The following is an 11,903-nucleotide window of genomic DNA, read 5'->3' as shown; positions in this document are numbered from 1 at the left end:
CGGCCCTTTCACCAAGGGCGTTCCATCGCCGAGACAATTTTGACAGCAAGCCGCTTGAGAACCATGTCCAGCCCCGAGGCGTTGGTTTCTCCCAATTCGGGAATGACCCGCCCCTTGTCGCTGATTAACACCGGCTGTGGCTTTTGAGGCCCTTCCGGCGCCGGAGGATTCAGAGTATCAAATGGAAGATCGCCAACATCGACGGCAGACTTCTTCCGTTGGGGATTCGTGAGGATCTTGCCTTCTTTTCCCGGTCGCAGATCGTGCCAGACGATTTCAACACCAATAATCAGTTCCAACTCACGAACTTCGTTGAAGGGCGTGCGGTTCAGGACGTTCTTCCGCATGCTCACAATCGTCCCTTGCAATTCGGTATCGGCCCGGTCCGGTTCGCTAATCACCTTGAAGGGAGTCGTGGATTCGATGGTGTCGACCACCTGACGGGTGAGGGTGAATTCCATGTCTCGATAGGGAGTCGTCTCAAAGATGCCTCGGCCGATCTTGAAAATCGGCACATAAACCGAGCGGATATCCGGGTCATAGTTGGGTTCGGTCGAATACCCGAGGAAGCAAAAGTTTTTTCCCGAGGTGGTGCAACCGAACGACAACACGGAACCGAGGCCGAACAGCCCCAGAAGGGCTTGCCGACGGCTCGGCTGAATCGAATGAGGCTGCGTCCGTGCCATATGACTTCTCGGGTGCGGTTACCGGTTGGGAATAATGTCTTTCGGAAGATCGGCCCTGGTGGCCGGGACCGCCGGCGAAGAGCGGTTCTCGGGAAGTTCCTTGACGTCCGGCTTGTCCGGGATTTTCGCGGTCGGAACCTGATGGCCCAAGAGATATTTCTTCAACATCCACTTCGTTGAAGTCGTGGTTGACGGGTCTTTCAACTCGTCCATTTCCGCCTTGAGTTCCCGTTGTCGTTCGGCCGCCCGTTCCGCGAACTTCTCGATGCCCGGATAGCGGCGAATCACCAGCTCATATTCAAACCACGCGGAACCGTAGCGACCCGTCCGGCGATAGTATTCGGCCGTCTCGAAATCCTTCTCAGCCTGCTGAATTCGGACCATCACCGCCTGCGAATCCAGCATCTTGCTTTGCTCCTGCACCAACTTGGGGCTGGTGGCCTTGGCCATCGTGATGAGCCGCATGGCCTCGGCGGTGTCCCGGCCGTCGTACATCGGGCCGCCCGAACTGTTGTTCTTGGTGATGATGGCCATTTCCAACGCCTCATCCCGCAACGGGCTCTTGTCGTGCGTTTCCACCAATTGCTGGAAGTAGCGGGAGGCTTCGCGATAGTTGCCGCGAACTTCGTTCACCTTGCCCAAGATGAACAACGCCTTGTCCGCGAACGGGCCGGTCGGATCGTTCAGGTAAACCCGTTCCAAAGTCTGGGTCGCCCGGCCTTCGGTGTCCATCGTGGGAAGTTTGCGGTCAAAGTTCACCAAAACGATGCTGTCCGTCCAGCTCTTTTTCTTCCGCTGGTCGGCCGGTTTCTTCGCATCTTCAATCTCGTCGCGGAACGGTTGCAGCCATTCGTTGGCGATGGCAAACATCTGCCCGATCGCCTGTCCGCGATACACGCCGGACGGGAAGTCTTGCAAGAGCTTGTGGTAGGCGTCCGTGGCCTTGGGGTAATACCCCTGACGCCGGAGCGATTCGGCCTGATAGAATCTGGCCCGCTCGGCGATTTCCGGGCGTTGTTTCGTGTCGTCCGCGATGGCCAAGTATAGCTCCTCGGCCTTTTCAAATTTTTCTTCTTTGAAGGCGGCATCCGCGTCGACCATCACGTTGGCGGTCGGGGCGGCATCCTCGCCTTCGGTGTGGCCGGCCTGTTTCACATCTTTTGAGGAAGAGGAGCCTCGGAGGGAACGCGGCAATTCAAAACGTTCACCGATCCCCTGACAGCCCGAAAGGAGAGCCGCACCACACAGAACCAGCCCGATTGACGTGCGACCCAAACGCATGGCGTGTTCCCCCTGCCGTGCTAACCCACCGCAATGAAGTTCAGCATCCGGGGCCGGCGCCCCAGGACCGAACTGATGTAAAACCCCAACACTTCCCGAACTTCCCGCCCGACGGCCGGATGTTCGCCCATCACCAACTCGTTCAGACAAACCAGCCCGTCCATCGAGACGGTCCGTCGGTCGTTGAATTCTTTCCCGCAGGGTCCGCATACCACGCCGCCCGCCATCGGGCTCATGGCAATCATTCCCGTGTCCAGTCGTTGCGTCCCGCAATGAGCGCACCTGTCAAGGATTGGTTTCAAACCCAGTTCGGCCAGCCATTCCAACTCATACCCGGCCACCAACGCGGAGGGGTCTCCCCCCGCCGAGAGTTTCCGCAGCGTGTCCAGGGACGAGTCAAACAACTTGGGATGCGGATCGTAATCCTGCGTCCCCTCGCCGAGCAACTCGGCAATGTAATAACCCGCATACAAGGCCGGGAGGTTGGTTCGCAATCCCGCGAACCGTTCAACCACCTGCGCCTCCGTCAGAAGGTCCAAACCTCCGGACGACTTGCGGAGCAGGACGATACCGCAGACGGTGAGGAGGTCAAGTGCAACCTCGAAGTTGGATTTCAGCCGACGCCCCCCCTTGGCCAGCACGCTCACCTTGCCCAATTCCCGCGTCCAGATGGTGGCGATGCGGCTGGTCTCGCTCCAGTCCGTCGTCCGCACCACAATCCCGGTCGCTTTCTCGGCAGGCATCGGCAAAACCCTGTAAAATGGGCCAATCAAGTAATTCTAAGCGTTCGGGGAGTTTGGGCGTGCATCGTTGTAGGCGATGTCTGCGGATGAACCCGCGCGGGGCGGCGTACTGTTATTTTGACGGGACGGCCATCGACGCCTCCCCGCCCCCCTCGGAATTGTTCCCCAAGGAATGGACATTCGCCGGCCGGCGACCGTGCCGCACCATCGACGAACTGGCTCGCGGTTGCCTCGCCGAATGGGGGGAGGCCAAAAACGCCCTGCTCCGACGCGAGTTTCAACAATTCTTCAGGCAAATACAACGCGAGGATCTGGCGAAGCTCGTCCCGTCGCCCGATCAGGACGGCGATGTCGCCTTGCAATCTTTCCTGGAACGCCTGCCCGCTAAAGTCGCCGTCAAACCCGCCATCGATGTGGCCCCCCGGCGCCTCCACTTTGCCAATCTGCGCAAAGGCCCGCCCCGGACGGTCATGCTTCAAGTGATCAATCGCGGCTCCGGTTTGCTCGCCGGACAATTGAGTCTGGTGGAGAATGTCCGCTGGCTCAAATTAAGCACGACCAAACTGCGAGCCAGACCGGAACAAGCCATCGAATTGACCATCGATCCGGCCGAACTGCCGGGGGCGGGAAGTTTCTTTGCCAAGTTGAAGGTGGAGAGCAACGGAGGCAACCTCGAAGTCCCTGTGCAGGCAGACATGACGCTCTCGGGAATCCCATTTCAGGGTTTCACGGTCAGCGATCCCTACGATCTGGCGAAGGTGATGCTGGCGCATCCGAAACGAGCCGCCAAATGGATGGAAGACGGGTCCGTTGCGAGACTTTTTTGCGAAGAAGGGTGGGACTTTCCAATACCGGGACCGCTCGCCCCGTCGCTCGGTGCGGTGCAACAATACTTCGAGGCATACCGGCTTTCGTCCATTCCGAAGGTAAGTTTGTCGGAATCGACCATCGACTGCACCTGCGAGTTCCCGGAACGCATCACCCGAAGCGTGACCCTGACAACGGCGAAAAAATGGATTTACGCCTCGGCCGAGAGCGATGCCATGTGGCTGAAAGCAGTCGGGCCAATGGTGACCGGAAGTCGCACGGTTGAGGTTCCGTTTGAGGTGGATTCCGGGCTATTGCAAGCCGGCCGGGTTTATGAGGGCTTGCTTCGGATCATCGTCAACGGCGGGATGGAATTGCCGTTGCTGGTTCGCGCGGATGTCCGCAAGCCGTTTGAACCGTGGACCCGCAAACTTTTTCGACCCTTCACCGGATGATTCCGAGATCGTCCGACTGGCCTCTTGCAAGCGCTTTGCCGTTGGCAGATAATCCCCCTACCTGCGTTTCATCACACACCACCTTAGAAGGGCTCTCCATGCGTTTCCGTCTATCACTTCTTTTGCTCTTCGCCGCCATCGGCGTTTCGTTCGGGGCCGAACCGACGATCACTTGGAAAAAGACGGTCCTCGACAAGAAGTTCCGCAGCGAAGGCGTCGCCATCGCGGACGTGAACAAAGACGGCAAAATCGACGTCCTGAACGGCGAATACTGGTATGAGGCGCCGGACTGGAAGGCGCACGAAATGAAGCCGCCGACCGATTACAAGGACGGCCTCCAGAACTACAGCCATTCCTTCGCATGTTGGGCCGACGACTTCAATGGCGACGGCTTCCCGGACTTGATCGTGATCGACTTCCCCGGCGACCCGTGTTACTGGCTGGAAAATCCTCAAGGCAAGGAAGGGCACTGGAAGAAGCACATCATCTGGCATTCGGCCTGCAACGAAACCCCGATTTACGCCGACCTGCTCGGCACCGGCAAGAAGGTGTTGTTGATGGGCTTTCAGCCGAAAGGCAAGGGTAACGAAGGCCAGATGGCCTATTTCACCCCGAACGCCAAAGACCCGAACGCCCTTTGGGACATGCACCCGATCAGCACGCCGAGCATGCCGCCGAAAATGGAAGATGGCAAGCCGGTCAAAGGCACCGGGTTTGAAGTGCCCGGAACCCAAAAATTCAGCCACGGTTTGGGCGTCGGCGATGTGAACAACGACGGCAAAAATGATGTTCTCTGCACCGGCGGTTGGTGGGAACAACCCGCGAAGACGGACGGGACGACGCCCTGGGCGTTCCACCCGGCCAACCTCGGCGAAGCCTGCGCGGACATGTTCGTGCTGGACATGGACGGCGACGGCAAGATGGACGTGGTCTCTTCCAGCGCCCACAAGTTCGGCATTTGGTGGCATCAACAAAAGCCCGGCAAGGAAAATCCGACCTTCCTGCGGCACGATCTCTTCAAAGATCTCGTTTCCGAAACACATGCGATGCACTTTGTGGACATTGATGGCGACGGCTTGAAGGATCTCGTCACTGGCAAACGGTTCTGGTCGCACGGTCGCAGCGAACCGGGTTCGGACAAGTCCGCGATGGTCTACTGGTTCAAAGCCAGCAAGTCCAAGGACGGCGTGATTTCCTTCACCCCCATGCCCATTGACGACGATTCCGGCATCGGCACGCAATTCTGTGTGCAGGACATCAACGGCGACGGATTGCTTGATGTGATCGTCTCCAACAAAAAAGGCGTGTGCGTGATCGAACAAGTTCGTAAATAGTCTTTGGTTTGGGTTTGAGTCTTGGTTTGCGACACGGTAAAAAGACCGGCGGGCATCGGGCACACATCCCGGACGCCCGCCGGTCTTTTTGCCGTGTCTGCTTTGGTCATCCTCTAAATTGATTATTCCCCCATCTCGTCGGAGTTCACTTTCATGCCACTCTCCCCACCGGATCGCGTCTGCGTGATTGTCGGGCGTACCCGTCACAAAATGATGCAAATCGAACTGGAAGAAGCCGTCACCCGCGGCGCCAAGTTCATTGAGGTTCGGCTTGATTTCCTGTCCCGAGCGGTTGATTTCCAACGGCTGATGCCGCACAAGAGATGCGAGTGGGTCGCCACGCTTCGCCGCCATACAGACGGCGGCCGTTGGAAGGGAACCGAGGACGAACGCCGGACGGTGTTGCGCCAGGCCATTGTCGGCGGGTTCGATTGGGTGGACATCGAAACGGATGTCGCCGGGGACATTCGGCGGTTTGGCAAAGTGAAGCGGATCGTGAGCTATCACAACTTCGAGGGCACGCCGGACAACATCGAAGAAATCTACGCGAAGATGTGCGAACAGGATTCGGACGTGGTGAAGATCGTCACCATGGCGCAGCATCCGAAGGATTGCATGAAAATCCTGAAACTCATCAAGAACTCGAAAAAGCCGACCATCGGCCATTGCATGGGGGAAATCGGCCTGCCGAGCCGGATTCTCTCCCTGAAGATGGGGGCTCCGTTCTTGTACGCGGCCTTCAACAAAGAACGGGGCATCGCCCCCGGACTGCCTTCCCTCGACGAAGTGAAACGGTTCTTCCAAGTTGACCGGATCAACTCGGACACCAAAGTGTACGGCGTCATGGGCGATCCGGTGTCACATAGCTTCAGTCCCGCCCTGCACAACGCGATGTTCCATCGGGTTGGGGAAAACGCCGTTTATCTGCCATTCCGCGTTCCACGGGGAGAATTTCAGGAAACCGTCCAAGCCTTCGAGCAACTGCCCGTCACCGGCTACAGCGTGACTATTCCGCACAAGGAATCGGCCGCCGCCATCGCCGTCGAGAAAGACGCCCGCGTGCAGGAAACATCCGCCGCTAACACGCTGGTGCGGAGGGCCAACGGATTCCACGCCGCCAACACGGATTACGATGCCGCGTTGAATGCGATGAAAGACACCCTGCCGAAAACAGAGGACGGAGTTTCCAAACCCCTGAACACCTGTTCCGCGATGATTCTCGGGGCCGGTGGCGCGGCACGGGCGGTGGTTCACGCCCTGCACCGGGCCGGGGTGGCTCCGATTTATGTGGTCGGCCGGACGATGGAGAAGGCGGAAAAACTGGCCGCTGAAGTGTCAGGGAAGGCCGTCGAATGGGAGAGACGGCACAATCTCACCTGCGATTATGTGGTGAACTGCACCCCGTTGGGGATGCACCCAAACCTGGACGAAAGCCCGCTGATCCCCGGTTTCCTGAAACCGGACATGGTGGTCTTCGACACCATTTACAACCCCGAGCAGACAATGTTGCTCAAGGAAGCAAAACTACGCGGCTGCCAGATCGTTTCCGGCGTGGATATGTTCGTCCGACAGGCGGCGATTCAATTTGAATTGTTCACCGGCCGAAAACCGGCCTTGGAGGAGATGCGGGAGATTTTCCGCCGGGCCATGTCTCCGGTGAATTACGACCGGGACAAGGATTCCGAAGAAGAAGAGCAAGGATGATCTGTTTTGAAAGCCATCCTCGCCCTTCGCAACGGATGGCTTTCAAAATCGGTTTTTACTCAATCACAATCATGGTGGCGCTGGCAGCCGGAATCGTGAGATTGACGGCACCATTCACTTGCTTCGATTCCGTTGGCAATTCCATCACCTTCCCATCGGTTTCCTGATCGAACCGCCACATCCGCATCCGGCCCTTCAAACCGGGAAGGTCGAGAGTGGTCTTCGCCTCTCCGGTCAGGCTCTTGTTCACGACAACAATGGTCGTCGCCCCATCTTTGGATCGCTTGGCCGCATAGACGCTCACGTCTTGGGAATTACTATCGGTCGGGAGATAACGGTCGCCGAAGCGGCCCCCTTGCTGATCGTAATCGCGGAAGAGTTTCCACGCCAATTCTTGCGTGCCTTCGGGCGTGTTCCAGATGAACGCCAGATCCACTTGTTCGCGGGCCAGAATGCCCAGCACATCGGCTTGAGCCAACCCCCCGGTGATGTTGTCCGAACCGCCGAAGTTGTATTCGCCGACAGACAATTCCATTCCCGGATTGTGTTTGGCGATCCATTCTTTCGCCCGGCGAACCACCATCGCCGGCCCGCCGCCGGCGGCGTCCTTGGTCCATGATTCCGGCACATAAGCCGGATCCCACAGGTCGCGGGTCGTTCGCATCCGAAGTTGGTTGAACTTGAGGCTCATCCCGTGACCCAGATAAGGGTCACGCCCTTCCAGTTGGGCCTGGGGATACCAATGCAAGTCGAACACATCAATCAATGCTTTGCCGTTATTTTTCTTGTAGTCGGCACACTTCATGATGAACCATTCCGCCAGCGGAATACGGCCGTGGGCCGAAAAATCCGGGTGGGAACGGTATTGGTCGTCCCCTTCGTCGGCGGCCGAGTAAAACAGGTCGGACCAGCCCCAGCTACAAAAACCGGCCACCTTTGCAGACGGGTCTTCCCGCTTGATGGCCTCGGCATACTTCACCGTGAGATCCCACAATTCGTCATATCCCACGGCTTTTTTCCGCACATCGCGGTGCGTGAGATGCCAGAGCATGGGTTCGTTGTCCAACACCCAATACTTCACGCCGGGGTTGGAAGCATTGGCCCGTCCGGCCTTCTGGGAGACAAATCGCACGGCCTCCGCGATGTATTGAGGGCCGACGGCCACGGAGGTGTCCTCGGGATCGTTCCAGTTGATGGCGCCCCGCTCAAGACTCACGCCGTTGCCCACATCGGAGTGACCGCTTTCAACCGCTTGTTGTTTGCCGTATTTGCCAACCGAGAACGCATGGGAATGATGATCCTTGGCGACATAGCCGAGCATCGGGATCGTGAGATAGGCTGTCGCCCCAGCTTGTTGGTTCTGCCGGATGAATTTCACATAGGCGCTGTCGGACATATCGGAGATGCTCTGGCCGCCGTTCTTGAAGAACCAATCCTTGCCGGCACTGTCGGCGTTGATTTTCCAATTGAACCGGGAGGTCCGGTTGCCTCCCCACCGGGTGATCGGGATTCCATAACGGGAAACTTTTTCTCCGGGCAGATCACACACCCCATAAATGCCATCGGGGATCATGTGGCCCTTCCCGTCGATGTTCACACGGGCGACGGCATTGAAACTCTCGCCGGTCGGGAACTTGGGCGGCGGCGGCGAGTCTTGGTTGAAGGAGATCCGGTCAATTTGGAAGACCAGCCGCTGGCTCGATTCGGTCGAAAAATCGATGCCCCAGATTTTCCGGAGATCCAGTTCCTTGTTGGCCGCGAATTTTTCGAGCGGCAGAACCACTTTTCGCCATGTGGAATCAATGCGCGTCAACGCCCCGTTGGCCACAACCGCCAGCGGATTGCTCACCGGCAGTTGTTGGGGCCGTTTCAGGTTATCTTTGAGGTGAATGGTCAGATCCGCGTCCGCGCGGTCGGTTACTTGTCGGATGAGAAACGTGAGGCTCTTGTATTTGCTGACATCATCGGCCGCGTCTTCGGGATACCAACCCTTCCAATTCAGCCCGCACCCACGCCAGCCGTTGCCGTCGAGGGTAAGGGTGATGGCCTTGCCGGAACCATCGCAACCATTGCCGTCGAAAGAGATCAATTCGCGATCTTTGTTTCCCCAAGTCTTTCCACAAGGCGCGTCGGCCGACCAAACCACCAAGGAGCCTTTGCTCCCGGAGTTTGACGACGACTTCACCGACGTCGGCTCCAGCTCGGCCGCCGCTCCGCTGGTGGGGTCGTATTGCCCCATCCACCAGAGCAGGAAAACCTGACCGATGCAAAACGCCAGAAGAAAAGTACGCAATCCCGGCATGTCATGTCCTGACAAGTTATAACGATCAATCCGGTGGGGAAAGCACTACGGATTAGCCAAATCGTAGGACGGGTTTTTGGCGAGTGCAAACCATCACAAAGCATGCGGTCGTGAAAGATTCCGTGATGCGTAGATCCCGGATAAAACGTTCAGCCAGTATAACCGTCAAGGTCAAACAAAATCGGTCGGCAAACTTTTACCAGATTACCGAAATTAAGCCGTCAAACGAATGGCCGCATCAGTCTGGCAAAATTTGTCGCTTGTGACGATAATTTGGCGTTTAACGAATCCCCGCCAGCCGAGCAATCCGAAATATTTAGGAATCTTGAAAATGAAGCAAGTCGAGACAACCGATGAGTGAACCCACCCTGAAATGCCCGCATTGTGGCAACCCGGTTGCCTTCTCCCCGGCCGTCGCCGGTCGGGTGGTCGCCTGTCCGCACTGCCGGGGACAGTTCCAAATGCCCGCCTCGGCCCCCGCCAGCGCGCCGGCCACGCGGCAAAAGCTCAAGACGGAGCCGATTCCCGAGCGGGAACTTGGTTACAAATCCGAGCCGCTGCCCTCGGCCGGCGGTTCGGCGGCCGTCGAAAGAGTGGTGCGGGCCGAATTGGGGAGTTACCGGGCGGCGACGGCCCTGGCAAACGGGTTCGCCATCGTCGGGACATTCGCCGTGATCCTCACGGCTGTGCTGATGGCTGTCGTATTTGTCTTGCCGCAGTTCCGGGAACCGGACGGCCAGCCCCGGTCTTTGACCGCCGCCGTCTTGTGGATGATTTCCGTGTTTGTGTTCACGTTCTTCGGCATCATGGGGCTGTTCCTGGCACGAGCCTGCGTCTTGGTCGGCGTGGACGCCGCCCGGACGGTGCGTGCCATTGAACGCGATGCTTACGCCACACGCTCAAACCAGTCGTGAGGATTCCGGCATGGAATCACTCTCCCGGTTTGAGCGGCGTCGAGCGATAAACGGCCACTTTGACATCCTTGGGAGACGCATCGGCCGGATATTGGAAGACGATCTCCCCCCGAGCGGCCAGTTTGTCCGCCAATTCCAGCCACGGCAGCCGTGAGTGATGTGATTTGGCGTTTGGCTCGATCACCGAATACATGAATGGACCGGTATTCGTGGCGGTCGTCCACCCTCGAACAGTCCGGCCGCTGTAGAACTCCGTCCATCCGAAGGGATCGACGACCGGATACTTGGAATCTCCCTCCCGCCGAATCCACTCCCCGGCTTCCCGGTGTCCGGCCCGCTCGGCGTGCAACTTCTGAAAATCTCGCGGCAGGCATGAGCCGAGGATGACGAGAACCCACATCCCCATCCAGAATCTCACGGAACCGCGTTTCAGAATGCCGACTCCCCACGCCCCAATGGCAGGCAAGAAAGAAGCCGCGAAGATGGCGGCAACCATCACGCTCAACAGAGTGTGCCGTTGTGAAACATAACCAACCCCAACCGCCAGATACCACAGCACCCCCATGTGAAGCCCCAGCATCAACATGAGTAACAGGACCGGGGATTCCGTCCAGCGTCGTCGGGACAGGAAAATTCCCAAAATGGCGAAGAAAGGCAAAAGGTAGTGGGCTCCTTTGAGGAATTCCGAACCCAGAGCTTTCGCCCCCCAGACAACCCGTGAACCGTTGCCGTCCGTGTTCGGATCCCACCACGCGGCGAAAGGAATTCGCACAACAGGAAGCTGACTGTGGCGCTCAAAGTATGTTGGCTTGTTTTCGTCGCCGTCAATCGTGTCGGTCAGCTTCTGGCCGGCGGGTTTGTTGGTGATTTTGCCAATGATCGAGACATAGGGCGACATGAGCAAGACCGTGCCCACGACTACTCCGATTCCCCCTAAAAAAACCACCCGGCCGCTTTCTCGCCGAATCCAACGGGCGGCGCTCGTCGCGGCGAACATCAAGCCGATGGCCAGCCCGACAATCAGCGAATCCGGCCGGACCAGATACCCTGCCCCGACACAGACGCCCGCCAGCAATCCGTGCAGCAATCCCCCCTTCCATGTCACGCGGTCAAACACATTTAGCCCGAACCAAAGAGCTGAAACGGATGTCAACAGAAACAGTCCGTCGGAAAGACCGTCACTGGTGACTTCCACGAACACCGGCAAAACTTGATACCACAGGCAGGCCAGCAACCCGACCACCGGGCCAAAAACACGAGAGGCGACGCCGAACATTGGAAAAATCAACAACACGCCGGAGAAAAGGCTGACGAGTTGGGCCGCCAAAATCATTTGATCGGCCGTGACTGTCGAAAGATCGTCACCCAACATCTTCGCCATGCCGAGGATGGCCAGCGGATAGCCCGGCGGTTGGTCGGTTTCGCGGAGAACGTCAGCCGGTCCGTCAAGCTGGCGAAACGGGGGAAGTTTGGATGTCGGCGGATCGTACAACTGCATGGCGATCCGCACAAACACCAGGCAATCCCGCGACGGGACGACCGTGTGGGCCACCATCCACCAGCGCAAACCGATCGAAAGCAATGTGATGCCAAACAAGGCCAGCACGACGGTGCGCCGCGAGGCGGTCGGCGGGGGGGGGAAGGTCATCCTGACACTCCGGTTAATGGAGACGGTCA

The 11,903-nt window shown here is 58.2% G+C and carries 9 protein-coding genes; 4 read left to right on the top strand and 5 right to left on the bottom strand.

Features of this window, described 5'->3' with window-relative positions:
- Window positions 1-8: 8 nt before the first annotated feature.
- From lptE to recO, 3 genes are read right to left on the bottom strand one after another with little or no spacing between them, the layout of a single operon-like run.
- On the bottom strand, window positions 9-686 hold the full coding sequence (lptE, locus tag BGIM_RS0133325) for an LPS assembly lipoprotein LptE (protein WP_020473994.1): 678 nt from the start codon (window positions 684-686) through the stop codon (window positions 9-11).
- A gap of 18 nt (window positions 687-704) precedes the next feature.
- Window positions 705-1,967: an outer membrane protein assembly factor BamD gene (locus BGIM_RS0133320; protein ID WP_020473993.1), complete on the bottom strand. Its 1,263-nt coding sequence runs from the start codon at window positions 1,965-1,967 to the stop codon at window positions 705-707.
- Window positions 1,968-1,987: 20 nt separating this feature from the next.
- Window positions 1,988-2,710 carry a DNA repair protein RecO gene (gene recO, locus BGIM_RS0133315; RefSeq protein WP_020473992.1) on the bottom strand — a complete coding sequence of 241 codons (723 nt, stop codon included), beginning with the start codon at window positions 2,708-2,710 and terminating at the stop codon, window positions 1,988-1,990.
- Window positions 2,711-2,769: 59 nt separating this feature from the next.
- Between recO and BGIM_RS0133310 the strand changes: the two genes are divergently transcribed.
- The 3 genes from BGIM_RS0133310 to aroE all read left to right on the top strand — a co-directional run bounded on the left by BGIM_RS0133310 (window position 2,770) and on the right by aroE (window position 7,010).
- Window positions 2,770-3,972 carry a hypothetical protein gene (locus BGIM_RS0133310; RefSeq protein WP_162136315.1) on the top strand — a complete coding sequence of 401 codons (1,203 nt, stop codon included), beginning with the start codon at window positions 2,770-2,772 and terminating at the stop codon, window positions 3,970-3,972.
- A 98-nt stretch (window positions 3,973-4,070) separates the two neighbouring features.
- Window positions 4,071-5,306: an FG-GAP repeat domain-containing protein gene (locus BGIM_RS0133305; RefSeq protein ID WP_020473990.1), complete on the top strand. Its 1,236-nt coding sequence runs from the start codon at window positions 4,071-4,073 to the stop codon at window positions 5,304-5,306.
- Between the two features lie 153 nt (window positions 5,307-5,459).
- A complete protein-coding gene (gene aroE, locus BGIM_RS0133300; protein WP_020473989.1) occupies window positions 5,460-7,010 on the top strand; it encodes a shikimate dehydrogenase in 1,551 nt (516 codons plus the stop codon).
- A 55-nt stretch (window positions 7,011-7,065) separates the two neighbouring features.
- Here aroE and BGIM_RS58720 read toward each other — a convergent pair whose 3' ends face one another.
- Entirely contained in the window at window positions 7,066-9,312 is a 2,247-nt protein-coding gene (locus BGIM_RS58720) for a glycoside hydrolase family 44 protein (RefSeq protein WP_020473988.1), read from the bottom strand.
- A gap of 353 nt (window positions 9,313-9,665) precedes the next feature.
- On the opposite strand from BGIM_RS58720, the gene BGIM_RS0133290 reads away from it, so the two are divergent.
- Window positions 9,666-10,226 carry a TFIIB-type zinc ribbon-containing protein gene (locus tag BGIM_RS0133290; protein ID WP_020473987.1) on the top strand — a complete coding sequence of 187 codons (561 nt, stop codon included), beginning with the start codon at window positions 9,666-9,668 and terminating at the stop codon, window positions 10,224-10,226.
- 16 nt (window positions 10,227-10,242) lie between these two features.
- On the opposite strand, the gene BGIM_RS0133285 is transcribed toward BGIM_RS0133290, so the two are convergent.
- Window positions 10,243-11,874, bottom strand: a complete 1,632-nt coding sequence (locus BGIM_RS0133285; RefSeq protein ID WP_020473986.1) for a glycosyltransferase family 39 protein — start codon at window positions 11,872-11,874, stop codon at window positions 10,243-10,245.
- Between the last annotated feature and the right edge of the window lie 29 nt (window positions 11,875-11,903).

Source organism: Zavarzinella formosa DSM 19928 (assembly GCF_000255705.1).
Lineage (GTDB): Bacteria > Planctomycetota > Planctomycetia > Gemmatales > Gemmataceae > Zavarzinella > Zavarzinella formosa.
The sequence above is the reverse complement of the archived record's forward strand: the minus strand, read 5'-3'. Positions and strand labels throughout refer to the sequence as shown.

Coding starts and splice junctions, on each gene's coding strand:
- lptE (WP_020473994.1), bottom strand. CDS start 686: ATGGCACGGACGCAGCCTCATTCGATTCAGCCGAGCCGTCGGCAAGCC.
- BGIM_RS0133320 (WP_020473993.1), bottom strand. CDS start 1,967: ATGCGTTTGGGTCGCACGTCAATCGGGCTGGTTCTGTGTGGTGCGGCT.
- recO (WP_020473992.1), bottom strand. CDS start 2,710: ATGCCTGCCGAGAAAGCGACCGGGATTGTGGTGCGGACGACGGACTGG.
- BGIM_RS0133305 (WP_020473990.1), top strand. CDS start 4,071: ATGCGTTTCCGTCTATCACTTCTTTTGCTCTTCGCCGCCATCGGCGTT.
- aroE (WP_020473989.1), top strand. CDS start 5,460: ATGCCACTCTCCCCACCGGATCGCGTCTGCGTGATTGTCGGGCGTACC.
- BGIM_RS58720 (WP_020473988.1), bottom strand. CDS start 9,312: ATGCCGGGATTGCGTACTTTTCTTCTGGCGTTTTGCATCGGTCAGGTT.
- BGIM_RS0133290 (WP_020473987.1), top strand. CDS start 9,666: ATGAGTGAACCCACCCTGAAATGCCCGCATTGTGGCAACCCGGTTGCC.
- BGIM_RS0133285 (WP_020473986.1), bottom strand. CDS start 11,874: ATGACCTTCCCCCCCCCGCCGACCGCCTCGCGGCGCACCGTCGTGCTG.